Annotated in this window: 23 protein-coding genes and 2 tRNA genes; 8 read left to right on the top strand and 17 right to left on the bottom strand. The window is 65.3% G+C overall.

Translation table 11 applies throughout. The annotated features are described in order from the left end of the window. Window positions 1–19 precede the first annotated feature (19 nt). Complete coding sequence (locus C0V82_RS11595) at window positions 20–1,522, bottom strand: PAS domain-containing sensor histidine kinase (RefSeq protein WP_102112479.1); 1,503 nt, start codon at window positions 1,520–1,522, stop codon at window positions 20–22. Window positions 1,523–1,697: 175 nt separating this feature from the next. Here C0V82_RS11595 and C0V82_RS11590 point away from each other — a divergent pair, with 175 nt between their 5' ends. Together C0V82_RS11590 and C0V82_RS11585 are read left to right on the top strand one after the other, a co-directional pair. Beyond that, complete coding sequence (locus C0V82_RS11590; protein ID WP_158659878.1) at window positions 1,698–2,711, top strand: NAD(P)/FAD-dependent oxidoreductase; 1,014 nt, start codon at window positions 1,698–1,700, stop codon at window positions 2,709–2,711. A gap of 6 nt (window positions 2,712–2,717) precedes the next feature. Then, window positions 2,718–2,939, top strand: a complete 222-nt coding sequence (locus C0V82_RS11585; protein WP_102112477.1) for a DUF1289 domain-containing protein — start codon at window positions 2,718–2,720, stop codon at window positions 2,937–2,939. Window positions 2,940–2,942: 3 nt separating this feature from the next. Here the strand turns inward: C0V82_RS11585 and C0V82_RS11580 are convergent, their stop codons facing one another. Together C0V82_RS11580 and C0V82_RS11575 are read right to left on the bottom strand one after the other, a co-directional pair. Next, window positions 2,943–3,614 (bottom strand): HAD family hydrolase, encoded by a 672-nt coding sequence (locus tag C0V82_RS11580; RefSeq protein WP_102112476.1) that lies wholly within the window; start codon window positions 3,612–3,614, stop codon window positions 2,943–2,945. Between the two features lie 15 nt (window positions 3,615–3,629). Next, window positions 3,630–5,198 (bottom strand): diguanylate cyclase, encoded by a 1,569-nt coding sequence (locus C0V82_RS11575; protein WP_158659877.1) that lies wholly within the window; start codon window positions 5,196–5,198, stop codon window positions 3,630–3,632. Between the two features lie 295 nt (window positions 5,199–5,493). On the opposite strand from C0V82_RS11575, the gene C0V82_RS11570 reads away from it, so the two are divergent. Both C0V82_RS11570 and C0V82_RS11565 read left to right on the top strand, forming a co-directional pair. Then, window positions 5,494–7,728, top strand: coding sequence for a S9 family peptidase (locus tag C0V82_RS11570; protein WP_245924076.1), 2,235 nt, complete (start codon window positions 5,494–5,496; stop codon window positions 7,726–7,728). Beyond that, window positions 7,725–8,219, top strand: coding sequence for a hypothetical protein (locus C0V82_RS11565; protein ID WP_102112474.1), 495 nt, complete (start codon window positions 7,725–7,727; stop codon window positions 8,217–8,219). Before C0V82_RS11570 ends, C0V82_RS11565 begins: the two co-directional genes overlap by 4 nt. A 4-nt stretch (window positions 8,220–8,223) precedes the next feature. On the opposite strand, the gene C0V82_RS11560 is transcribed toward C0V82_RS11565, so the two are convergent. The 3 genes from C0V82_RS11560 to C0V82_RS11550 form a co-directional block, all read right to left on the bottom strand. After that, on the bottom strand, window positions 8,224–8,805 hold the full coding sequence (locus tag C0V82_RS11560) for a PAS domain-containing protein (RefSeq protein WP_102112473.1): 582 nt from the start codon (window positions 8,803–8,805) through the stop codon (window positions 8,224–8,226). Window positions 8,806–8,891: 86 nt separating this feature from the next. Next, window positions 8,892–9,245, bottom strand: coding sequence for a hypothetical protein (locus C0V82_RS11555; RefSeq protein WP_054168115.1), 354 nt, complete (start codon window positions 9,243–9,245; stop codon window positions 8,892–8,894). Window positions 9,246–9,358: 113 nt separating this feature from the next. After that, a tRNA-Ala gene (locus C0V82_RS11550) sits at window positions 9,359–9,434 on the bottom strand. Window positions 9,435–9,666: 232 nt separating this feature from the next. Here C0V82_RS11550 and C0V82_RS11545 point away from each other — a divergent pair. The 4 genes from C0V82_RS11545 to C0V82_RS11530 are packed head-to-tail and all read left to right on the top strand — an operon-like array spanning window position 9,667 to window position 12,282. After that, window positions 9,667–9,960 (top strand): YggT family protein, encoded by a 294-nt coding sequence (locus tag C0V82_RS11545; RefSeq protein WP_102113388.1) that lies wholly within the window; start codon window positions 9,667–9,669, stop codon window positions 9,958–9,960. Next, window positions 9,960–10,283, top strand: a complete 324-nt coding sequence (locus tag C0V82_RS11540; RefSeq protein ID WP_102112472.1) for a DUF167 domain-containing protein — start codon at window positions 9,960–9,962, stop codon at window positions 10,281–10,283. The genes C0V82_RS11545 and C0V82_RS11540 overlap by 1 nt, the downstream gene beginning before the upstream one ends. A gap of 32 nt (window positions 10,284–10,315) precedes the next feature. Further along, on the top strand, window positions 10,316–11,230 hold the full coding sequence (gene folD, locus C0V82_RS11535) for a bifunctional methylenetetrahydrofolate dehydrogenase/methenyltetrahydrofolate cyclohydrolase FolD (RefSeq protein ID WP_102112471.1): 915 nt from the start codon (window positions 10,316–10,318) through the stop codon (window positions 11,228–11,230). Next, on the top strand, window positions 11,227–12,282 hold the full coding sequence (locus tag C0V82_RS11530; RefSeq protein ID WP_102112470.1) for a magnesium transporter CorA family protein: 1,056 nt from the start codon (window positions 11,227–11,229) through the stop codon (window positions 12,280–12,282). Before folD ends, C0V82_RS11530 begins: the two co-directional genes overlap by 4 nt. A 294-nt stretch (window positions 12,283–12,576) precedes the next feature. Here the strand turns inward: C0V82_RS11530 and ispG are convergent, their stop codons facing one another. From ispG to C0V82_RS11480, 11 genes are all read right to left on the bottom strand, one after another. Further along, on the bottom strand, window positions 12,577–13,698 hold the full coding sequence (gene ispG, locus C0V82_RS11525) for a flavodoxin-dependent (E)-4-hydroxy-3-methylbut-2-enyl-diphosphate synthase (protein ID WP_102112469.1): 1,122 nt from the start codon (window positions 13,696–13,698) through the stop codon (window positions 12,577–12,579). 133 nt (window positions 13,699–13,831) lie between these two features. Further along, the gene (locus C0V82_RS11520; protein ID WP_102112468.1) at window positions 13,832–15,040 is read right to left on the bottom strand and encodes a helix-turn-helix domain-containing protein; all 1,209 of its coding nucleotides are present in this window, start codon (window positions 15,038–15,040) and stop codon (window positions 13,832–13,834) included. A 92-nt stretch (window positions 15,041–15,132) separates the two neighbouring features. Next, on the bottom strand, window positions 15,133–17,436 hold the full coding sequence (ptsP, locus tag C0V82_RS11515; protein WP_370466045.1) for a phosphoenolpyruvate--protein phosphotransferase: 2,304 nt from the start codon (window positions 17,434–17,436) through the stop codon (window positions 15,133–15,135). A 148-nt stretch (window positions 17,437–17,584) separates the two neighbouring features. Beyond that, window positions 17,585–18,274: a hypothetical protein gene (locus C0V82_RS11510; protein ID WP_102112467.1), complete on the bottom strand. Its 690-nt coding sequence runs from the start codon at window positions 18,272–18,274 to the stop codon at window positions 17,585–17,587. Continuing rightward, window positions 18,271–18,852 (bottom strand): YcbK family protein, encoded by a 582-nt coding sequence (locus tag C0V82_RS11505; RefSeq protein ID WP_102112466.1) that lies wholly within the window; start codon window positions 18,850–18,852, stop codon window positions 18,271–18,273. Before C0V82_RS11505 ends, C0V82_RS11510 begins: the two co-directional genes overlap by 4 nt. Further along, window positions 18,849–19,547, bottom strand: coding sequence for a response regulator transcription factor (locus tag C0V82_RS11500; RefSeq protein ID WP_245924075.1), 699 nt, complete (start codon window positions 19,545–19,547; stop codon window positions 18,849–18,851). Before C0V82_RS11500 ends, C0V82_RS11505 begins: the two co-directional genes overlap by 4 nt. Further along, on the bottom strand, window positions 19,544–19,846 hold the full coding sequence (fliN, locus tag C0V82_RS11495; RefSeq protein WP_102112465.1) for a flagellar motor switch protein FliN: 303 nt from the start codon (window positions 19,844–19,846) through the stop codon (window positions 19,544–19,546). The genes C0V82_RS11500 and fliN overlap by 4 nt, the downstream gene beginning before the upstream one ends. 87 nt (window positions 19,847–19,933) lie before the next feature. Then, on the bottom strand, window positions 19,934–20,674 hold the full coding sequence (locus C0V82_RS11490) for a trypsin-like serine peptidase (RefSeq protein ID WP_102112464.1): 741 nt from the start codon (window positions 20,672–20,674) through the stop codon (window positions 19,934–19,936). Between the two features lie 4 nt (window positions 20,675–20,678). After that, window positions 20,679–20,804 (bottom strand): hypothetical protein, encoded by a 126-nt coding sequence (locus tag C0V82_RS27785; RefSeq protein ID WP_281262352.1) that lies wholly within the window; start codon window positions 20,802–20,804, stop codon window positions 20,679–20,681. A gap of 141 nt (window positions 20,805–20,945) precedes the next feature. After that, window positions 20,946–22,064 carry a calcium-binding protein gene (locus tag C0V82_RS11485; protein WP_102112463.1) on the bottom strand — a complete coding sequence of 373 codons (1,119 nt, stop codon included), beginning with the start codon at window positions 22,062–22,064 and terminating at the stop codon, window positions 20,946–20,948. Between the two features lie 424 nt (window positions 22,065–22,488). Further along, a tRNA-Ala gene (locus C0V82_RS11480) sits at window positions 22,489–22,564 on the bottom strand. Between the last annotated feature and the right edge of the window lie 26 nt (window positions 22,565–22,590).

Genomic DNA, 22,590 nt, shown 5'->3' with positions numbered 1-22,590 from the left:
CCGACATCCCTATGCCGGCCTATGCCGGAATGACGGAGCGCAGGAAGGCCAGGGGCATGGCCTGCACCCGGGCGGGTGGTAGGACGACGGTGACCGTGGTGCCGATATCGACGGTGCTTTCCAGCGTGGCGTCGCCGCCATGCAGGCGTGCCAACGCCAGGACCAGGGGCAGACCCAGCCCCACACCGCCGGCGGAGCGGGAATGACTGCCCTCGATCTGGCGGAACGGCTCCATGGCGGTCGCGATATCTTCCTCGCGCATGCCGATGCCATTGTCGCGGACATAGAGCGACATGCCGCCATCGGCCTCCACCCGGGCACCGCAGACCACCTTGCCGCCCTGCGGCGTGAATTTCACGGCGTTGGACAGAAGATTGGACAGGATCTGCTTCAACGCCACCTCATCGGCGCGCACGGGCGGCAGTTCCGCCTCCATCTCCGTTTCCAGCAGCACCCCGCCCTTGTCGGCACGCTCGGCAACAAGGCGCATGCTGGACCGGATCAGGCGGGGCACATCCACCAGCTTTTCCGATAGTTCTTTCTTGCCGGCCTGGATCTTGGACAGGTCTAGGATGTCGTTGATCAGCGACAGCAGCATCTGGCCGCTGTCGTGGACATCATGGGCATATTCGCGATAGGCGGGCTGACCCATCGGCCCCATAGCCTCCGTCGCGATGATCTCTGAAAAGCCGATGATGGCGTTCAGCGGCGTGCGCAACTCATGCGTCATGTTCGCCAGGAATTCCGACTTGGCGCGGTTGGCCATTTCGGCGGCGTTCAAGGCCGCCTCCATGGCCTGCCGGTCGCGGCGCCATTGCGTGATGTCGCGCACGCTGCCCTGGAAGGCCACGGCCTTGCCATCTGCATTGCGGATGATTCGGGCCGAAATGGCGACCCAGAAGCCTTCGCCGTCACGGCGGCGCAGTTCGACGGGAACGCTGCCCACCTCTTCCTGTGCCAGCAGGGCCTGGGTGATGGCCTCCCGGTTCTGCTGATCCATGTAGAAACTGACGGTGGCGTCCTGCACTTCGGCCTGCAGCTGTTCCAGACTGTCATAGCGCAGCATGGCCAGCAGGGCGGGATTGGCGGACAGGAAACGGCCGGGAATGTCGATGGTGAACATCCCTTCCATCGCCGTCTCATAAATCTCGCGATATTTGCGTTCCGACTGTGCCAGCCGGTCCATCACCGCCTGCTGACGCGCCACCTGCGCCACCAGGGCGGCATTGGCGTCGCGCAGTTCCTGGCGTTCGCGGATGGATTGGGATCGTTGCTGACAGGCGGCGTGGATGATGACGGCCAGCAGTAGCAGGACCGCCAGCCCGGCACAGGCAAGTGCCGCTGGCTGCCAGGGGCTGACCCCGGCGGGCAGGGCCGCTTCGGGCCGCAGCAAGGTCACGGCAAGAGCCGCCATCCCGGCCAGCGCCAGCGGCAAAGCCAGCCAGGGAGACAGGACCGGATAGCGCACCCGAAGGCGGTCCGGTGAGGTGGGGGGCCGTTCTGCGCCGGTCGTACCGTCCATCGCCTGCTCGCGGCCTCAATCAATGGACTATTGTTACCATTTCGTTGCCCCTGGTGCCATGACGCACAAGCATAGTATGGGCAGTAGCCGAACAGATTCTCGCCTGTGCACCCTGGACAGGCAACGGCAGCACCCCATCTGGCACCGCACCTTATCCCCGCAGACCGGAACCATCATGCAGAACCCTGCCTCCGCCCACCCCACCGCCATTATCGGCGCCGGCCTTGCCGGTCTGTCGGCGGCTTTGTCGCTGACGCAGCGGGGGATGGCCGTCGCCCTGTTCGACAAGGGGCGGGGACCGGGCGGGCGTCTGTCCACGCGGCGGGCCGATGGCTGGCGCTTTGACCATGGCGGGCAATATCTGACGGTGCGCGATGCCGGCCTGCGCCGTGTCGTGGACGGGCTGGTGGCTGATGGCCATGCCGCGCCCTGGACCGGGCATATTGTGCGCCTGACTGCCGACGGCGGGGTGGAGCCGCATCCCGTGGAACGGTTCGTGGGCGTGCCCGGCATGAACGGCATCATCCAGGGCCTGATCGCCCGTCTGCCCGATGCCGCCCGTCCCCGCTTTGCCCGCCGTGCCCTGTCAATTACAGGTGCCCCCGGTGACTGGCATCTGCGGATGGAGGATGGGGCGGTGGAGGGGCCGTTTGCCGCTGTCATCGTCGCGGTTCCGTCGCCCCAGGCTGTGGACCTGTTGTCGCCCGTCGCCCCCGCCCTGGCCATGCACGCGGGTGAGGCTGTGATGGCCCCCTGCTGGGCCCTGATGCTGGGCTTTGATCAGGCAGCCCTGCCCGCCTGGGATGCCGCCTTCATCGCAGGCGCGGGGGCAGAAGATCGCCCCCTGTCCTGGATCGCCCATGATGGGGCCAAGCCGGGCCGCGCCGGGGGCGCCAGCTTTGTCGCCCACGCGGCACCTGACTGGTCCATCCGGCATCTGGAGGATGCGGCGGATGCGGTGGCGGCGGCCCTGCTGCCGGCATTCCGCGCCGCGACGGGCATCAGTGGCGATCCGGCCTTGATCAGCGCCCATCGCTGGCGCTATGCCCTGCCCACAAGGCCGCTTTCCGACGGGTTCCTGCTGGACCCTGCGCTTGGCATCGGGGCCTGCGGCGACTGGTGTCTGGAAGCGCGGGCCGAGGCGGCCTTTGTCAGCGGCGCGCGGTTGGCCGCTGCGATGGGGGGATAATGTACGATGGTTATCCAGGTACAGGTGCCCGACCCCGATGATTACGTGCCCAGCCCCTGCATCCGCCGCTGCGACCTTGACCGCAAGCGCCAATACTGTCTGGGCTGCAAGCGGCTGCTGGAAGAGATCATGCGCTGGGGCGTGATGACGCCCAACGAACGTCGCGCCGTCTGGGTCCGCCTGGGCCGCCCCATCCCCCCGCCGGAGGAACGCCGGGAAGTGATGTGACCATCACCCCCGCAGCATTCCCCGCACTTGATGCAGGCTTTCGGCCACATGCAGGGCCAGCGCCCGCATCTCGTCCGTGGCGGGTAGCAGGTCGGGCACCATCACCGCCATCATGCCGGCGCCATGGGCGGAGCGGATGCCGTTATGGCTGTCCTCCAGCGCCAGGCAATGGGCGGGATCAACACCCAGCAGCCGGGCCGCCGTTAGGTACGGTTCGGGATGCGGCTTGCCGCGCGTGACGTCATCGCGGGTGACGATGGCATCGAAACGATGATGGATGCCGACATGGCGCAGATGTTCGTCGGCCTTCTCCCGGCCCGTGGAGGTCGCCACGGCCTTGGGCAGGCCTGCTGTGTCCAGATAGTCCAGCAGTTCGACCACACCCGCCATCATCTCCACGCCTTGGCGCAAGGCCTCCATCCGGGGCACGAAATGGGCGCGGAACCGGTCAAACCCGTCCTGCCCGCCGAAATAATCCTTCAGCATAGCCAGCGTTTCGGGCCAGGGCGTGCCGATGATGCCAGCATAGAAATCATCATCCATGGGCCGGCCAACATCCAGCGCCGCCCCCAGCGTCGCTTCGCGCACATGGCGTTCCGTGTCGATCAGCAGCCCGTCCATATCGAAGACAACAGCGTGCAGGGGCCGGGGAAAGGCCGGTGCGGTCAGGGGCATGGTCGATGAACGCCTTCAGGAAACGGTGACGCGGGACGCTTCCACGCGGTTACGGCCCTGCAGCTTCGCCTGATACAGCGCCTGATCGGCGCGGTCCAGCAATTGGGCCAGTGTTTCCGTATCCCCGCGCCAGGAGGCAACGCCGATGCTGGTGGTCAGCGGGATGGCCTTGTCCTCATGCAGGACGGGATGGGTGCCGATGGCGCTGCGGATGCGTTCCGCCGCCAGCAGGGCCGCCGGCAGGTCGGTTTCAGGCAACATGGCCACCAGTTCTTCCCCCCCGAAGCGGGCCAGGCAATCGGTGGTGCGCAGGCTGCTGCCCGCCCGTTCAGCGGCAACGCGGATCGCGGTGTCGCCGGCGGCATGCCCGTGGTTGTCGTTGATGCGCTTGAACTGATCCAGGTCCAGCAGCAGCAGGGAGAAGGCGCGGCCATAACGTGTGCAGCGATCCCATTCCGCCTCGGCCAGTTCCATGAAGCGGCGGCGGTTCAGGATGCCGGTCAGGCTGTCGATGCTGGCCAGCGTTTCCAGCTTGGCATTGGCTTCCGACAGCTCGCGGGTGCGTTCAGCGACGCGATGTTCCAGCGTCTGGGTGAGGGCGCGCAGGTCGGTATTGGCCTGGCTCAGCTGTTCATACAGCACCAGATTGACCAACCCGCCCGCGAACTTGGCCGTCAGAACGCCCAGCATCTCCGCATCCGCTGGCATCAGCACACGGTCGCAATCCAGAATGGCCAGGAAGGCCCCGCCATCGGGGCCGGGCATGTAGAGCGTGGCTGTCTGTCCGGCCACGCCCGTGCGCCGGTCGGCCAGGGCGGCCAGCAGCCGTTCATGCAGAGGGCTGCCTTCCGGGACCGCTGTCATATCGGCAAAACGTCCTGTGGCGGCCAGGGGCCGGAAACGGGTGCCGCCGATGGACCAGCCCTCCACCCCCTCCACGACACAGGCAAGACCGCAGGCATTGGCGCCCAGGATGGGGCCGGCCTGTTCCAGGACCGTCTGGGCATAGGCCTCCATCCCCATATCGGGGCGCAGCCGGTCATCCAGCGCGATCATGCGGCGCAGGCCACGGCGGTTGGCCTCGATGGTCGTGATGCTGTCATAGGCACGCAGGGCGGCGATCACGGTCGTGAACAGCTTCTGCGAGGTGAGTTCCGTCTTGGCCTTGTAGTCATTGACGTCGTAATCGACGATCACCCGTTCCTCGGGCGCCTGCCCCGGCTGTCCGGTGCGCAGGATGATGCGGATGGCGGTATCCGCCAGATCCTCGCGGATTGCGCGGACCAGACGCAGGCCGGCATCATCCGTCTCCATCACCACGTCCAGCAGGACCAGGGCCACATCGGCCTCTGCCGCCAGCATGGTCAGCGCCTGTGCCGCGGAATAGGCGGACAGCAGTTCCAGCGGGCGGTCGCGGAAGCGTACCTTGCGCAGGGCGTAGCGGGTGACGGAATGCACCTCCTCATCGTCATCGACGATCAGAATGCGCCAGGGCGGGCCGTCCGGCTGGCGGCTTTCCGGCAGCGCGGCAGGCGCACCCTTGAGGGTGCCATCCTCCGCGAACAGGAAATCGTCATCAACCAAGGCTTGACCCCGTTCCGTCCGCCGCCATGCGGCTGGTCCGCCCCCCATTGGACGGACTTCCTACTGAATGTCTGGTGAAACACCAGATTGAAACAAATGTATGCCGCTCCAATCAGTTCCACCGTTTGGCGGCGGGAACCGGATCGGGCAGCGATCTATATTGGGTACCACTATAAATCGTTTCGGGTACCGATGCCTGCCCTAAATGATGGGTCCGCCTGGATTTCAGCATTGGCGCTTCCAATCTGCGGCCCTATCCTGCGGCCAACCGTCAACCATCATCGGGGTGTCGCACATGTTATCGGGTCATCATTCCGGGGGCGGGCCGCGCCGGCCTGGCATCCTGATCCTGTTTGCCGCCCTGGTCGGGGCCACCACGCTGGCCTATGTGACCTTGCCAAGGAAAAACGCCGAGATGCCCGTTCAGCAGACCGCCACCGACCTGCCCCCGCTGCGCCAGAGCCTGTTCCCCGCACCGCCCGTGGCCAAACAGGTGCCCGTGGAGCATGTGCGCCATGGCGAGACCTGGGTCGATCCCTATGACTGGCTGCGCGACAAGGATTATCCCAAGGTCGATGACGCGGAGGTGCTGGATTACCTGAAGGCGGAAAACGCCTATACCGACACGGTCCTGGGCAAGGAGGAGGACGGCCTGCGCGCCAGCCTGTTCGCCGAGTTGAAGGGCCGCGTGAAGGAGGATGATACTGGTGTGCCCTATCCGCGCGGCGCCTATATCTACCAGTCGCGCTTTGCCGCCGGACAGGACCACCCCACCTTCGTGCGCCGCGCCAAGGGTGAGGCGGAAGGATCTGAAAAGACCATCCTGGACGTCAACGAGCTGGCCAAGGGCAAGGACTTCTACGATGTAGAGGCGCTGGAACCCAGCCCCGATGGCCGCTATCTCGCCTACAGTTTCGATGATAACGGCTCAGAAAACTTCACCATTGTCGTGAAGGACCTGACGAGCGGGGAGTTCGTGGGAGAGCCGATCCCCGGTACCTCGGGTTCCGTCGTCTGGGCAGCCGACAACAAGACCCTGTTCTATGTGCTCAAAGATGAAAGCCAGCGGCCCAAGCAGGTGATGCGCACGGTCCTGGGCGCCAAGGCCGATGCTGGTACCCTGGTGTATGAGGAACAGGACCCGTCCTGGTGGGTCGGCATCGGCGAAAGCCAATCCGGCCGCTTCATCGAGATCGGATCGGGCACGCTGGTCTCCTCCGAAACCCTGTTGATCCCGTCCGATAACCCGACGGCCAAGCCCAAGCCGGTGATCCCGCGCCGGGAGAACCATCTCTATTCCGTGGCCGACCAGGGCGACAGCCTGTGGATCCTGTCCAATGACAAGCATCTGAATTTCCGCCTGCTGAAGACGCCAATCAATGACTGGTCGGAGAAGGCCTGGACTGAAGTGATGGCCGGCAGCGACCGGCAATATCTGACGGGCTTGCTGGCACTGAAGGACTGGCTGGTGGTGTTTGGACGGCAGGACGGCACGCAGCAGGTCTGGGTGCTTGACAATAAGGGCGGGTCGCACACCATCGCCTTTCCTGACGCCGCCTTCGCTGTGTCGGGCATGAATAACGAGGAATATGAGACGGGTACCCTTCGCGTCCGTTACCACTCTCTGGTCACGCCGCCGACCGTGTTCGACTATGACTTGGCCGCCCGCACCCTGACGACGCGCAAGGTGCAGGAAATCCCCAGCGGCTATGATCCCTCGCTCTACACCTCCGAGCGGTTGATGGCCCCTGCGCGCGACGGCACGCCCATTCCCGTCTCCATCGTCTATCGCAAGGATGTGAAGAAGGACGGCAAGGCACCGATGCATCTCTATGGCTATGGCTCCTACTCCATCGCCATGGAGCCCGGCTTCTCCACCAATCGCATCGGCCTGCTGGATCGGGGTTTCGTCTATGCCATCGCCCATATCCGCGGGGGGGAGGAGATGGGCCGCCCCTGGCATGATGCCGGGCGCCTGACCAACAAGCCCAATACCTTCAACGATTTCCTGGATGTGGCACAGTTCCTGGTGTCTCAGGGTTACACCAGCCCCGGCCAGATCAGCATTGAGGGCGGGTCCGCCGGCGGCACCCTGATGGGCGCTGTGTTGAACATGGCGTCCGACGGCATGTTTGCCGGGGCCGTGGCACATGTGCCCTTCGTCGATGTGCTGAACACCCTGTTCGACGACACGCTGCCCCTGACCACCGGCGATTACCCGGAATGGGGCAATCCCAACATCAAGGAAATCTACGATGTCATGAAGACCTACAGCCCCTATGACAATGTGACCAAGCGGCCTTATCCGCCGATCCTGATCACGGCAGGGCTGAATGATTACCGCGTCACCTATTGGGAACCGGCCAAGTGGGCGGCCAAGCTGCGCGTCTACAAGACCGACGACAATGTCCTGATGCTGAAGACGGAGATGAGTGCCGGCCATGGCGGTTCCACCGGCCGCTTTGACAAGCTGAAGGAAGTGGCCCTGTCCCAGGCCTTCATCCTGCGCGCCCACGGGATGTCCAAGTGACAGAACCGGGGTTCGGCCGCTATCCGGCAGATGCGCTAAAGGCTGACGGGTTGCGGGCGGCGGGGGGCCTGGCGGTGACGCTGGGCCCCCTTGCCCTGGTCGGGTTCGATGCCCACCCGCTGGTGGCGGTGCCGCTGCTGGCGGGGGCTGGGTTGTTCGGCTGGCTGGGGTTGCGAACGCTGGCCCGGCGCGGGGCGGCCTGCCGGGTAACGGAAGAAGGCCTGGTCCTGCCCAGCGGCTTCTTCATGGTCATGGCCCGCTGGGACCAGATCACGGGCGTGAAGCTGCGCTACTATTCAACAAAGAAGGACAAGTCAGGCGGCTGGATGCAGTTGACTATCCGGGCGGGCCGGGGCCGTTACAGCATCGAAAGCCAGCTCACCGGCTTTGACGCCATCGCCGCGCGCGTGGCGGAACTGGTTCTGGAGCGGGAACTGCCTGTCGATGCCACAACAAAGGAAAACTTCCTGTCTTTGGGTCACTATATGTAACCTCCTATCCCAGCAACGCCTCCTGCTCGATCGACAGGCGCATATCGTCGGCATCCCAGTGCCGGGGCAGGTGGCGGTCAAAACGGATGGCGCCCAGGACGCGGGCATCGCCATCGGCACAAGCAAAGGGCAGCAGCAGCCGGTCATAGCGCACATTGTCCCCGCCCGGCAGGTCTACACGCACCCGGCTCCAATGCGCGCGACCGGTCTGCCGGGCGGTCACATAGCTGTCGGCGGTCAGCTTGAAGCCAGGCGACTTGCTGGCATCGCGCAGGCCCCGCCCCGTCAGGTCGCGGCCCGTGAATTCGACCAGCCCAGAGCCGTACAGCGTGTAATGCGCCCCCGACCCATCACGCGGGAACCGCGCCATCAGCAGATGGCCCAGCCAGGGTTTCAGATCGAAGACCAGTTCACCCGTCCAGAGCGGCAAGGTCCCTTCCGCGCGGGGCAGCGCCCGCCACCAGGGCAGCAGGGGTTGCAACAGGGCGGGAGCGCTTTCCGCGGGCGGGGGCATGGGATCGTCGGACCGGTTTGCCGTGCCTGATATCATGGGGCTGGAACCGCCATGGTGGAAGGTGGCGGGCATGGTGCGCCCGTCATTGAAGGCTGTCTATATTCACCGCACTGCAACAATAGGATGCTCTGAGCGCAGTCGGCACCTGAGGGGCCAAATCATGCCACCCGCGCGCCGCCCCGGTCGGTCTGGGCATTCTTGTGAACAACCAGGGTGACCTTGTCGTTCATCATATGCAACTGCTTGGCCGATTTGGTGGGTAGCGGGATACGCTGATTGATGCAGTAGAAGATGAGGCAGGCGGCCAGCGTGGGGTTATCGATCCACTGCACCTGCCGCGCCCCGTCATCCAGACCAATATGCAGGGCGCAGCGCACCTGCGGCTCCGTCTGGATTTCCAGACGGATGATGCTACCCGACGGCAGGGGGTTTCCCGAACGGCGGTGATAATCCACGACCGCGCGGATCACCTCTTCATTGGTGAAGATGATGTGCCGTATCTCAGTGGGCATAAGGCTGCCTTCCCGCCAAAGGGCGTGGATACCAGCATATCAGGTCGGCCATGCCGGAACAGCGATGCATCTGCCGAACCCGAAATTCAAGTCTGATCGGAAACCCGGAGGAATGGTGGAGCCGAGGAGGATCGAACTCCCGACCTTCGCATTGCGAACGCGACGCTCTCCCAGCTGAGCTACGGCCCCGCACCATCGAACCTACCAGAACGGCAGGCCCCCGAAGTGGCGCGGATAATGCTGATCTGGCCCCGCCCTGTCAAGCATGCCTTCACGGCCAGGGCCTACATTTGGTGCATGGCCCCATGGTCCCGATCCGGGGCGGACCCGCGCAGGGGTGGACAGGGCGGGGTCGCGACATTACGTTCCTCAACAGATGCGGGTCGGTATCCGCCGCCCGCCCACCGGACATGGAATGAACATGGACCCGCTGCTGCGCACCATCGCCGAAATCCTTTATGTGGCGCTGGACCTCTATGTCTGGGTGCTGATCATTTCAGCCATCCTGTCCTGGCTGATCGCCTTCAATGTGGTGAACACCCGCAACCGGGCGGTCTATATGATCTCTGACGTGCTGTACCGGTTGACGGAACCGGCCCTGCGGCCCATCCGCAATGTCCTGCCCAATCTGGGGGGCGTCGATCTGTCGCCGGTCGTCCTGATCCTGATCGTAATGTTCATCCAGCGCTTGATCCTGAATTACGGCATCATCTGATGACCGTCAGGCCGCCTCTGGAACCGGCCCAGGGCGGCGTGCGGCTGTTTGTCCGCGCCACCCCCCGCGCCAGCCGCAACGCAGTACAGGGCGTGGCGGAGGGGGCCGACGGGCGGCAGCAGGTAAAGATCGCGGTCACCGCCGTGCCGGAAGATGGCAAGGCCAACGCTGCCATCATCGAACTGCTGGCCAAAGCGTGGCGAATTCCGAAAAGCAGCATCGGCGTCGTCGCGGGTGGCACGGACCGGTCAAAGATATTATTCGTTGCCGGCGAGACAGAGGCCCTGATGCCCCGGCTGAGTGACTGGCTGGGCGGGCTGTAGCCACTTTTGTTGAGAGAACGGGGAGACCGGATATGGCCGAGGCACGCATCATTGATGGCAAGGGCTTCGCCGCCGGCTTGCGGGCGCGCATCGGCGCCGCCGTGGAGCAGTTGCGTACCACCCATGCCCTGGTCCCCGGTCTGGCCGTGGTGCTGGTGGGCGAGGACCCGGCCAGCGCCATCTATGTCCGCAACAAGGGCGAACAGACCCGCGAAGCCGGCATGCATTCCGTCACCCACCGGCTGGATGCCTCCACCAGCCAGGATGAGCTGCTGCGTCTGGTCAACCAGCTGAACAATGACCCGTCGATCCACGGCATTCTGGTCCAGCTCCCCCTGCCCGGCCATATCGATGCGCAGGCCGTGCTGTCGGCCATTGATCCGGCCAAGGATGTGGACGGGTTCCATGTGGTCAATGCCGGGCGCCTATCGGTTGGGCTGCCGGCCCTGGTGCCCTGCACGCCGCTGGGTTGCATGATGCTGCTGAAGGATACGGTGAAGGACCTTCGCGGCATGCATGCCGTTGTCGTGGGAAGGTCCAACATCGTGGGCAAGCCCATGGCGCAGCTGCTGTTGCAGGCCGACTGTACTGTCACCATTGCCCACTCCCGCACCCGCGATCTGGCCGGCATCTGCCGCGAGGCGGATATCCTAGTCGCCGCCGTGGGCCGCCCGGAAATGGTTAAGGGCGACTGGATCAAGGAAGGGGCGGTGGTCATCGATGTCGGCATTAACCGTGTGCCGGCCCGTGATCCCGCCGCTGCTGCTGCCGGCAAGACCCGCATCGTGGGCGATGTCTGTTATGCCGAGGCGGCGTCGGTGGCCGGGGCCATTACACCGGTGCCGGGTGGGGTGGGGCCGATGACCATTGCCTGTCTGCTGGCCAATACCGTCACCGCCGCCTGCCGCAGCGCCGGTGTGCCCCTGCCCGCCGGGATCGGCCTTTGATTACGGCTTACGTCCGGGACGCCAGTGGCCTGACGGCCCAGGCTGTGGGTCCGGGGGATGCCATTCCCCCGGGCACGGTCTGGCTTGACCTGCTGCACCCGGACGAGATGGAGCGGCTGACCGTTTCCAACCTGCTGTCGGCGGACCTGCCGACCCTGGAAGATATCAACGAGATCGAAACCTCCTCCCGCCTCTATACCGAGGGGGAGGTGGCCTTCATGACCACGCCGGTCATCGTACGCTCCGCCACGGGCCTGCTGGAACGCGGGCTGTTGACCTTTGTGCTGGCCCCTGACCGGCTGGTCACCATCCGCTATACCGAACCGCTCTGGTTCGCCATCTTCGCGGCCCGCGCCCTGAAACAGCAGGAACTGGTGACCTGCCCGATGGAAGCGTTCCTGGGCCTGCTGGAGGCCGTAGTGGACCGCGCCGCCGACGTTCTGGAACGTGTCACGGCGGACCTGGACCGGTTGTCGCACCGCGTCTTCGCCGATCATGAGGATCGGACGGTGGAAACGCTGGCCATCCGCGACGGGGCCAAGGCGCCGCGCCATCAGGTGGTGGACCGCACCCATGTCCGCCGCCGCCCGCCCACAACGGTGTCGATGCGCGCCGTCATCACCGCCGTGGGCCGGGCCGGCGACCTGACCCAGAAGGTGCGGGACAGTCTGGCTGGCCTGGAACGGCTGGTGGCCTTTGCCACCACCGTAACGGGCCCGCGCATGAACAAGGACCAGAAATCGCGGCTGAAGACCATCGGGCGCGACATACATTCCCTGGTCGAACATGCCGCCTTTCAGGCCATGCAGACCAACTTCCTGCTGGATGCCACGCTGGGCGTGATCAATATCCAGCAGACCAACATCATCAAAATATTCTCGGTCGCGTCTGTCGCCTTCCTGCCGCCAACGCTGGTTGCCAGCATCTATGGCATGAATTTCGAACATATGCCGGAACTGGACTGGAGCTTCGGCTATCCGCTGGCGCTGGGCCTGATGGTGCTGTCCGCCGTCCTACCGCTCTGGTACTTCCGCAAGCGCGGCTGGCTTTAACAGCGGTGCCTGCCGGCTGAATTCGGAGGCGGCGACAGGTCTGCTCTGGCCAGGAATCGGTGTCCTGCAACCAAATGAAACATAAAACAGGGGTGCGTTCCATGACGCTACCCCCCCCCCCAAGCGCTCCGGAAGCGGGCAACGACGAATGGGTTCGCGCGGGTCTGGCGATGATGGTGTGCATCATAGCGCGGACAGAGCCGGAAGTCAGCAGTTCCGGCCCCCACAGCATCCCCCGCAGACCCCGCAAACACATGCGCTACCGCTGATCACCGCCAATCGCGGGATCGGGTATCACTGCCCCGCGCGGATGGCGGCGGCCTTTTCTTCCACCAGCTTTACCAGATGGTCGACGATGGCCTCGTCCTTCAGGCGGTGGGCGGGAACACCCCCCAGATAGACCTGATGCGTGCCCTTGCCGCCGCCGGTGAAGCCGATATCGGTCATGGTCGCCTCCCCCGGCCCGTTCACGACACAGCCGATGACAGACACAGTCAGGGGCGTGGTGATATGGGCAAGGCGTTCTTCCAGCACTTCCACCGTCTTGATCACGTCGAACTGCTGCCGCGCGCAGGAGGGGCAGGAGATGACGGTGACACCCCGGCGGCGCAGGCCCAGGCTTTTCAGCATCTCATACCCGACCTTCACCTCTTCCACCGGATCGGCGGAAAGGGAGACGCGGATCGTGTCGCCGATGCCGGACCAGAGCAGCATACCCAGGCCGATGGAGGATTTGACGGTGCCAGCGCGCAGGCCGCCCGCCTCGGTAATGCCGATATGCAGCGGGTAGTCACAGGCCTCTGCCAGCCCCTGATAGGCTGCGACGGCCAGGAAGACGTCGGAGGCCTTCACCGAGATCTTGAACTCCCGGAAATCATGATCCTCCAGGATCTTGGCGTGGGTCAAAGCGCTTTCGACCAGCGCCTCCGGGCAGGGTTCGCCATAACGCTCCAGCAATTCGCGTTCCAGGCTGCCGGCATTGACGCCGATCCGCATGGAACAGCCATGGTCCTTGGCGGCCTGCACCACCTCGCGCACCCGTTCCGCCGACCCGATATTGCCGGGATTGATGCGCAGGCAGGCGGCACCCGCCTTCGCCGCCTCGATGGCGCGGCGGTAATGGAAATGGATGTCGGCCACGATGGGCACCTGTGCTGCACGCACAATCTCGACCAGGGCCGCCGTGCTTTCCTCATCCGGGCAGGAGACGCGGACAATATCGGCGCCCGCCTCTTCCGCCCGCCGGATCTGCTCGATCGTGGCCTTGGCGTCCGCGGTGGACGTGTTGGTCATGGTCTGGACGCTGATCGGCGCGTCGCCCCCCACCAGCACCGACCCGACCCGCACCTGACGGGACTTGCGGCGCTGGATCTGGCGCCAGGGGCGGTGGGCGGTGGGATCGTGGTTGGGGCTCATGGATGAACCTTCGGGGACAGGGGTCAACTTCGTAGGTCAGGTCGATCGCAGCGCGCGGGCCCTGACGGATCATGGACTGAAAGCTTTTTCTGTCAGGGCTCGACCTGCGCCTCGACCTGACCTACGCCAAGACTTACCGCGTCGCCAGTGCCTCGGGGGCCAGGGGGACGTTGCGCAATACCTGGGACTTGGCGCCCAGCGGGGCAAGGTCGCGGCCATCCAGTGACACGACAAGGCCGCCGGCATTGCCGGTGTTCAGCACCATGCCGGGCACGTCGGGTGCGCGGAACAGGTCGCCCCGGCGCAGCACGCGCGAGGCCCAGAGCGTGCCCTTGCCGTCGCGCACCTCGATCCAGCTATCCTCCACAGCGCGGATGGTGACGCGCACCTTGCCGTCGGCCAGACCGAAGACGCGGCCGGTGGGCACCACCTGTTCGGTGGTGGCGGGCGGGGCATTGGCGGCGGGGGCGGCGGGGGTACCCGACACCTCACCGGCGGCCACCGGTTCCACATCGGGCGTGGCGGGTTCGGGCGCCGTGGTCGGGGCGGGAGCCTGACCCAGGTCGGGGAGTTGCGGCACTTCGCTATCCTCGTCCGTCGCTGGACCCTGGGCCACGGGCGTGGTGTCGGTGGCGGGCAGCGGTGTGGACGTGCTGGCGGTGGGCATGGGCGGGGCGGTGGGCAGGCCGGTCGTCGTGGCCGACCCCACCTCCGGTGCCGATGGCGGTGCAGCTTCCACCAGCGCTTCCACCTGTCCCTGGTTCAGGACGGTGGTGGGGGTGGGCGGCGGTTCCACGACGGTGCCGTCGCCATAGATCAGCTTGGACAGGCGTTCCGGTAGGGCCGGGACCAGATCGCCCACCGACCGGTCCGCCGCCGACAGCACATACCAGCCGCCATAGACACCCAGCGCCAGCAGGGCCGAGATCAGCAGCACGGCCCCGCCGGGCACGCGGCTTTCATTCACGGGTTCGGGGAAATACAGCTCCGGTGCCGGCTCATGCCCTGCCGCATCCTGCTTGAACCGCAGCAGCACGGCACCGGGGTCCAGGCCCACGATCTGGGCGTAGGAGCGCAGGAAGCCCGTGGAATAGGCGTGGCCGGGCAGGTCCGACCAGCGCCCTTCCTCGATCGCTTCCAGGAAGTTCTGGCGGATGCGCAGATTGGCGGCGAGATCCGGCAAGCTGTAGCCCAGCGCCTCACGCCGTGCCTTCAGCGCCTCGCCAACATGGCGGGGGCCGGGCGGATGGGCTTGCTGCGCCTCCGGCTCCGATGCCGTTGCGCCTGCACCGCCATTGCGCATCTCGCGCATATCCTGCTGTCGTCCGTACTGGTCGCCCATGGTTCCCCGCCGGCTTTGACCCTTTGCCTTACGCTATTTCTCTTAGCAACGGGGAGCGGGTTCGCGCAACCCATGCGCCCGGTGCTCCGGCATTACCCCAAGCGGACACCGTGATCAGCCGCATAGGCCCTCAAGTAGGGCCGCAGGCTGCGGACGGGCAGGTGATAGAGCTGATCCATATAGGCGGCCAGGTCACCCGCATGCAGCGAGCGCAGCATGCTTTTCACCTCGAAAAAGGCCGGGGCCGACATCGAGAGATGGCGCATGCCCACACCCAGCAGGGCCATGGCGTCCAGGGGCTTGCTGGCCATTTCCCCGCACAGCGACAGGGTCACCCCCGCCTCCCCGCATTTTTCGACCAGCATCTTCAGCACGCGCAGCAGGGCCGGCGACAGCAGGTCGTAGCGGTTATTCATCATGGGATTGCCGCGGTCGCTGGCGAACAGGTACTGCAACATGTCGTTCGACCCGACCGACATGAAATCGACCAGGGGCAGCAGGGCGTCCAGCTGGAACAGCAGGGCCGGCACTTCCATCATGACCCCGACCTTCAGGTCGGCCGGACCCGGATGGCCGCCATCCTTCAGGCGCTTGACCTCCAGGTCCAGGATGCGGCGGGCCTGGATGAATTCGGCGACGGTGGCGACCATGGGGAACATGATCCGCACATCGCGTCCGGCCCCCGCCATCAGCATGGCGCGCAGCTGCTTGCGCAGCATGGAGGGACGGTCCAGACCGATGCGGATAGCGCGCCAGCCAAGGGCCGGGTTCTCTTCCCCCAGTTCCGGGAAATAGGGCAGGGTCTTGTCGCCACCGACATCCAGGGTACGGAAATTGACGGGCAGGCCGCCCGCCTCCTCCAGCACCTTGCTGTAATTCTCAAACTGCGTTGCCACGTCCGGGTAGGAGGGGCGGACCATGAAGGGGATTTCGGTGCGGTACAGGCCGACCCCGTCCGCCCCCGTCGTTTTCAGATGCGGCAGGTCGATCAGCAGCCCGCAATTCAGCATCAGCTTCACATCCTGCCCGTCACGCGTGACGGCGGGCAGTTCGAGCAGCCTTGCATATTCGGCCTGCCGGCGCTGACGGGCGGCGAGGCTGGCGGCAAAGACAGCCTGGATGTCGTCGGCGGGCCGCACGAAGACCTGACCATTGTCGCCATCGACGATCAGGAAATCCAGCGGTTCCACCCGGCGCAGGATGTCGGCGGCCTGTCCCACCACGGGGATGTCCAGCGCGCGGGCCACGATAGCCACATGGCTGTAGGCCGACCCTTCCTCCAACACCAGCCCGCGCAGACGGCGGCGGTCATAATCGAGCAGTTCGGCGGGACCCAGATTGCGGGCCACCAGCACGAATTCATCGGGCAGGGTGCCGCCCGTCGCCACCACGGGCTTGCCGGCCAGATGCTGCAACAGCCGGTTGGTGATGTCGTTCAGGTCCAGCAGCCGGTCGCGGATATAGGGATCGGCCACCTGCGCCATGCGGGCGGAATTGTCATCCTGCACGCGCTGTACGGCGGCTTCCGCCGTCAGGCCGGACCGGATCGCCTCCCGGATACGGTTCAGCCAGCCACGGTCAGCGGCGACCATGCGGTAGGTCTGCATGATCTCCGCATGTTCGCTGTCAGACTCGCCCACCGCGATCAGCATCTGATCGATGGCCGAATGCATGCTGGTCACGGCCTCTTTCAGGCGCGCCAGCTCTGCCTCCGGATCATCGGCCACCATCTGGCGGATGGTCAGCTGTGGCCGGTGCAGAACGGCCACGCCCATGCCCACGCCCCGGTTCAGGCTGGTGCCTTCCACGCGTGACGGCAGCAGGACCAGATCATTGACCAACGACAGCTCGCGGCTGTCGACCAGTTCGCCCACGACCACCAGTTCGGCCACGATCATGGCGATGGTCTGCAAAGTCTCCACTTCCTGTTCGTCATAATCGCGGCGGTCCTTGTGCTGGATGGCCAGCACGCCGCGCACGCGGCCCCCGCGCACAATCGGCACGGCCAGGAAGCCGTTGAACGGGTCTTCACCTGTTTCGGGGCGATAGGCGAAATTGGGATGGCTAGGGGCGTTGGCCAGCGCGATGGGCCGCGAATGGGCCGCCACGTCGCCGATCAAACCCTCACCCACACGCATACGGGTCTTATGCACGGCGTCCGGGTTCAGACCGATGGTGGCGAACAGTTCCAAAACCTCGCCCGCGCGCATGACGTAGCAGGAGCACACGTCCGCCGTCATCTCATGGGCGATGGTCATCACGATCTTGTCGAGCCGGTCCTGCGCCGACCCGCTGCCCGCCATGACGTCACGCAGACGGGCCAGCAGGCGCCGCGCGCCGGCCACGGGATCGGGGCTCCGTCCCACCTCCGGCACGATGGCCGGGGTGCCGCTCATCATCGTCATGGCCTGACCAGTTCCATTCCGCACGCACCAGGCCCGGCCCCCAGGAATGGGCAGCCGGTTGCCGTATCCCTACCACATGAAGCGCGCCATCACACGGGTCGAATGGCGGTCAATGGTGCTTAAATGGGGTAGAGCGCAATCACAGATCAGGAAGCTGCAACGGCAGGTCGGCGCGGCAGTCGCCGTTAGCCAGGGCGTCGCGCAGCCCCTGAAACAGCACCGACAGGGCCAGATCGCGGTTGGGCAGGCGGATCAAGTCGCCATCGGCGTCCAGCCTCAACCCCTGGCGGGCGGCCTGTACCTGCAACGCCTTGGCGATGGGTTCCTGACCGGAATGGCTCACCCCGCACTGGATCAGGGCCAGGCGCGGAGCATCGGTGCCTTGGCGCATCAGGGCGAAGAAGGCGAAGAGATAGCGTTCCTCCGCAGCACCCACGCCGTCTGTCAGGGTGCGGGCCAGATCCTTGGCGTGGCGGGTGCCGTGCAGCAGCCTTTCCAGACCGGCCTGGGTCACCCTTCCCTGGGCCAGAAAGACAGCACGCGCCTCCCCGCCCGGCACCTGGATGCGGGCCAGCGGTATGTCGGGCACGGGTTCGAACGCGATGGAGCCGACGCGGCCGCCCGGCGCGCTGACCACATAGCGCACGCCGACCCGCATCTTTTCCTCGGTCACGGTCAGCGTGTCGCCGGTGCCGGTGGGCAGATCGCGGGGCACCGCCCCGGCGGGCAGCTCATCACCGGTGGGCAGGACGGGCACGCGCGCGGTCAGGACCGGTTTGCACCCGGTCAGCGGCAGTAGAAGGGCAAACGCAAGCAGCCAGCGCTTCATCGCGTTTTCCAGGTGCGGTTGGGCCCCGTATCAATATGGGTATGGCCGGTGGAAGGGTAATAGGCGGCCCCGCCCCGCTGCATGGTTTTCGCAATTTCGCCCAGGGCCGGGCCGGGTAGGACCGGCACCTTGAAATCCATGGCCCGGCCCTGCAGGTGATAACTTTCGCGGGCGGCATTGGGGTTGTCGCGCACCAGATCGGCATTAGTGCCGGGGGAACGGAACCCGTCCGTCACCTGCACCTCCGTGGAGGGGGGCAGGCCCGTGCGCTGCAACAGGTCGAACATGAAATCCATCAGCAGCGGGTCGATGCGCCCCACCTGCCCCGTCCGCCGATCACGCAGCAGCAGTTCGATCTTCTGCATGGCGCGGGGGTCATAGGCATTGTTGAAGAAATAGACCACATCTACCCGTTCCCCGCTTTTGGCGTGGGACAGCACGATGCGCCGCACCGCCGGCAGGGGTGGCAGGTCAGGCGGCAACCCTTCCTCATCCTCCGGCCTTGGACCGGATGAGCAGGCAGCCAGCGGCGACAGGGCGAACAGGGCCAGCAGGGCGCGGCGGGAAGGAGGCGTCATGCCGGCACAGGCTCCAGCGTCAGTCGATAGCCGCCATCCACCCGCAGCAGCAGGAGATCTTGGCCCAGGCCCGCCCGGATCTTGCGGCGCAGGCGGTAGATATGGGTTTCCAGCGTGTGGGTATCGATGCCGGCGCCATAGCCCCAGACATTGTCCAGCAGGTCCTGCCGCGCCGCCATGCCGCCGCAGCGGCAGAGGTGGTCCAGAATCTGCGTTTCCTTTTCCGTCAGACGGATGGCGGCACCGTCCGCCTTCTCCAGCCGCTTGGCCGCCGGCAGGAAATGATAGGCGCCGATACGCACCGACAGGGCGGTTGCCGCCTGCACGATCTCCGCCTGACGCAGCAGCGCCTTCAGCCGGGCCAGCAGCGTGCCCAGGCGGACCGGCTTGTCCTGATGATCATCGGCCCCCGCCGGTACGCCCATGCCCGCCGGCAGCAGCAGGACCAGCGGCCCGGTCAGGCCACCTGCCCGCAGCGCCGGGATCAGGCCTTCGCCGGCCAGCACCCCGTCCAGCAGGGCGGCATCGGCGCCATGGTCGGCCAGGAGGGCCAGCGCTGCTTCACCCGTGGACGCAGGCAGGGGCAGCATTCCCGCCTGCTGTGCCAACTGTTCGGCCAGAGTCTGGCGCAGTGCTGCGTCCGGATCGATCAGAAGGATACGTTTGGGCGCATTGTCCATGACAGCCCCGGTCATTCACCGGGGCCGGGGCCCAGCGGTTCACGCCCACGGGTGGCCTGGGGCATCAGTTCCACGATGGTCAGGCCCAGACGCCCATCAACCACCACCAGCTCACCCCTCGCCACCATACGGTCATTGACATAGACATCGACCGGATCGCCCACGACCCGTTCCAGATCCACCACATCACCCGCCCCCATGCGCAGAAGCTGGCTGATGCGCAACCGGCGTCGGCCCAGGCGGACCGACACCTGCACCGGCACGGACAGGATGGAGGAACGGTCGAGATCGTCGCCGGACATCGGGTCGGCCATAAGCAGCAGTTCTTTCCACGGGCGATTGGAAAAGGCGTTGCGCCGACTATAGGCTATTTCCGCAATGCGGGGAAAGTCTTGCCCGCATCAGGGTGCGGAAAGCGCCTTGATGGCGCCGTCCAGCCCATCGGGCCAGATGGCCAGATTGCCGGCCTGGGCGGTAATGCCGACATTCACGCCGCCCAAGCGCCATTGCCCGTCGGTGCGGACCAGCAGCGGCCCGCCGCTGGTGCCCCGGCTGGCCGAACAGGAATGGAAGATCAGCATTCCCCCCGGTCCCGCCGGTTTGCCCTGTGCTGTGACCGCACAGTCGCGATCGGCCATCAGCAGATGCACACGATCCTGGCTGAACCCGGCCAGGGCCACGCTATCTCCCGACGCGGCGGCGCGGGAGGCAGGGGCCAGGACGGGGACATCCGCCGGCGCCGACAGGCGCAGCAATGCCCAGTCATGGCGCACGCTCTCCCCCGGCTTCGTCCCGTCATAGGCGGTGGGGACATGCAGGGCATCGACCGTCAGGTGGGTCTTGTAGTCCCCCCGCTCATAGCCCAGCAGCACATGTAGCGAGCCCGCTGCCAGCAGGCGGCGGGTGCGGGGATTGTACAGGCAATGGGCGGCGGTCAGCACCAGACGCGGGCCGATCACGGTGCCGGTACATTTGCCGCCGATATTGGTCTGTACCCGCGCGATGCTGTTCCAGGGTGGGCCGGTAATATCGACAATCTGGCGGCTGTCATCCGCGGCAACGCCTGGCGCGCGCATATCCTGCGCCAGACCCGGCGACGCCAGGGTGGCAAGGGTCAGGATCAGGGTCGTCAGGCGGCGCATGGGATCAGAAGGGGCTGCTGTCCCCGCCACCGGGATCGCCACCGGTCAGGAACATCCAGATGGCGTAATAGAAGACACCGGCAAAGGGCAGGCCAACCAGCATGCCCAGCAGCATGTAAACAACATACATGACGCACCTGTATAAAAGCGGCTGCGTAGATAAAGGAATGGCCGCCCGCTTATCGGCACGGCCACCCTCATTTGCTACGCCGCGTCCTGCACTCTGTCACGGGACAAAAAGACGCGGCTTGTGCGTGCTGGTCCTCGGGTGTCACCCGATCCAGTCCAGCGTGCTGTTGGATAACTGGGCCAGCCGCCCCTGGTCGGCGCCGATATGCAGGAAATGCAGCAGCGGGTTCATGCCGCTGGCTCCGACATCGTCATTGGTCTCCAGATAGGCGCGGGTGTTGAAATAGGCCGACGGGTCGCGCCCTTCCTTCCAGCCATAATTGCTGTAATGCGACCAGGCCGTGGTCTGCCCGCGCGCAACCGCGGCGGCCACATCATTGTTGTTGGCAAGGTAATAGTCCGTGTCGAACAGCGCGTTGGGATCACGCCCTTCGCGTTCCCCGAACTGGCGGAAATGTTCCAGACCGCTGGCGATGCCGCCATTGCGGACGGCATTGGCCACGTCGGCATTCATCGACAGGTACAGCTTCTCATCAAAGCCGTTGCGGGCCGTGCCGGACGTGGGAAGGCTATTGACCAGCACATCCAGACCGAACACCACCAGTTCAACACCGGTCAGGGTGTCGACCCCGTCGCCATTGACGCTGCTGACGGTGATGCCGCCATTGGCATCGCGGATATAGGCATGGTCGCCGCCGATAAAGCCCAGGCGTCCGTCATAGCGGACCACATCCAGACCATCATTGCCAAAAATGCGATCATCGCCGGCCCCGCCGATGATGACATCATCACCGATGCCGCCGGCCAGATCATCATTCCCGGTCCCGCCATAAAGCGTGTCATTGCCGGACCCGCCGGACAGCAGGTCATTACCGTCGCCGCCCTCCAGGACGTCATCGCCGCCATTGCCCAGCAGCGTATCGTTACCGACCATGCCCTTGATAACATTGTTCAGGGCGTTGCCCGCGATGGTGTTGTCCATACGGTTGCCGATGCCGATCAGGGCGCCGGCGCTGGCCGGGTTGGGCTGATGCCCGCGCGTGGCATAGTCCAGGACCAAATCCTCCACAAAGTCGGGGAGGACATAGTCGATATGGGCGACCACGACATCGTGGCCACCATCCTGCAGCTCCCGCACCATGGTGCCGTAATGCAGGACATCATAGATATCGTCGCCGGCGCCGCCGGCCAGCGTGTCGCGCGGCGACTGGGAAAGCAGCGTATCATCGTTGGGCGTACCCGCCCGCAAGCTACCAGACATTTTTTCTCGATCCACAAAGGATGGTTGCCGCCCCTGCCTTTGGATTTACCCGCCTGATCATGGCTTCGCCGTGACCGGCCTGGGGCCGATCCGTGAATTCATATCCGTTTTGGCTAGTCCATTCGGGGTTTGGATTTCGACACCCAAGTAACGCCCCTGGCCGGCACTTATAGGGGCGGAAATGTAACGAATCAAAGGCCACCGGGGGGAAGTGGCATGGGACCAATGGTGCATAGTTCGGGATTTTTATTTGCGATCCCGCAACGAATATCGGTCGGACAGCGGGCATCAGCAGCGACCCGAGGGCTGAAATAGCGGTAATCCAGCCCGGTGGCTCCATCCCCCTGGCCAGAAGCGGACCCGTCATTTGTCAGGCGCCGGAAACGATAAAGGCCCCGCTGTTTCCAGCGGAGCCTTTTCGATTTGGTGGAGCCAAGCGGGATCGAACCGCTGACCTCTACAATGCCATTGTAGCGCTCTCCCAGCTGAGCTATGGCCCCGAAACTGTTGGCGCTGTCTGGGTCGT

Origin of the sequence: Niveispirillum cyanobacteriorum (genome assembly GCF_002868735.1) — a bacterium.
Taxonomy (GTDB): domain Bacteria; phylum Pseudomonadota; class Alphaproteobacteria; order Azospirillales; family Azospirillaceae; genus Niveispirillum; species Niveispirillum cyanobacteriorum.
The sequence above is the reverse complement of the archived record's forward strand: the minus strand, read 5'-3'. Positions and strand labels throughout refer to the sequence as shown.

Coding starts and splice junctions, on each gene's coding strand:
- C0V82_RS11595 (WP_102112479.1), bottom strand. CDS start 1,522: ATGGACGGTACGACCGGCGCAGAACGGCCCCCCACCTCACCGGACCGC.
- C0V82_RS11590 (WP_158659878.1), top strand. CDS start 1,698: ATGCAGAACCCTGCCTCCGCCCACCCCACCGCCATTATCGGCGCCGGC.
- C0V82_RS11585 (WP_102112477.1), top strand. CDS start 2,718: ATGGTTATCCAGGTACAGGTGCCCGACCCCGATGATTACGTGCCCAGC.
- C0V82_RS11580 (WP_102112476.1), bottom strand. CDS start 3,614: ATGCCCCTGACCGCACCGGCCTTTCCCCGGCCCCTGCACGCTGTTGTC.
- C0V82_RS11570 (WP_245924076.1), top strand. CDS start 5,494: ATGTTATCGGGTCATCATTCCGGGGGCGGGCCGCGCCGGCCTGGCATC.
- C0V82_RS11560 (WP_102112473.1), bottom strand. CDS start 8,805: ATGCCCGCCACCTTCCACCATGGCGGTTCCAGCCCCATGATATCAGGC.
- C0V82_RS11555 (WP_054168115.1), bottom strand. CDS start 9,245: ATGCCCACTGAGATACGGCACATCATCTTCACCAATGAAGAGGTGATC.
- C0V82_RS11545 (WP_102113388.1), top strand. CDS start 9,667: ATGGACCCGCTGCTGCGCACCATCGCCGAAATCCTTTATGTGGCGCTG.
- C0V82_RS11540 (WP_102112472.1), top strand. CDS start 9,960: ATGACCGTCAGGCCGCCTCTGGAACCGGCCCAGGGCGGCGTGCGGCTG.
- folD (WP_102112471.1), top strand. CDS start 10,316: ATGGCCGAGGCACGCATCATTGATGGCAAGGGCTTCGCCGCCGGCTTG.
- ispG (WP_102112469.1), bottom strand. CDS start 13,698: ATGAGCCCCAACCACGATCCCACCGCCCACCGCCCCTGGCGCCAGATC.
- C0V82_RS11520 (WP_102112468.1), bottom strand. CDS start 15,040: ATGGGCGACCAGTACGGACGACAGCAGGATATGCGCGAGATGCGCAAT.
- ptsP (WP_370466045.1), bottom strand. CDS start 17,436: ATGAGCGGCACCCCGGCCATCGTGCCGGAGGTGGGACGGAGCCCCGAT.
- C0V82_RS11510 (WP_102112467.1), bottom strand. CDS start 18,274: ATGAAGCGCTGGCTGCTTGCGTTTGCCCTTCTACTGCCGCTGACCGGG.
- C0V82_RS11505 (WP_102112466.1), bottom strand. CDS start 18,852: ATGACGCCTCCTTCCCGCCGCGCCCTGCTGGCCCTGTTCGCCCTGTCG.
- C0V82_RS11500 (WP_245924075.1), bottom strand. CDS start 19,547: ATGACCGGGGCTGTCATGGACAATGCGCCCAAACGTATCCTTCTGATC.
- fliN (WP_102112465.1), bottom strand. CDS start 19,846: ATGGCCGACCCGATGTCCGGCGACGATCTCGACCGTTCCTCCATCCTG.
- C0V82_RS11490 (WP_102112464.1), bottom strand. CDS start 20,674: ATGCGCCGCCTGACGACCCTGATCCTGACCCTTGCCACCCTGGCGTCG.
- C0V82_RS27785 (WP_281262352.1), bottom strand. CDS start 20,804: ATGTATGTTGTTTACATGCTGCTGGGCATGCTGGTTGGCCTGCCCTTT.
- C0V82_RS11485 (WP_102112463.1), bottom strand. CDS start 22,064: ATGTCTGGTAGCTTGCGGGCGGGTACGCCCAACGATGATACGCTGCTT.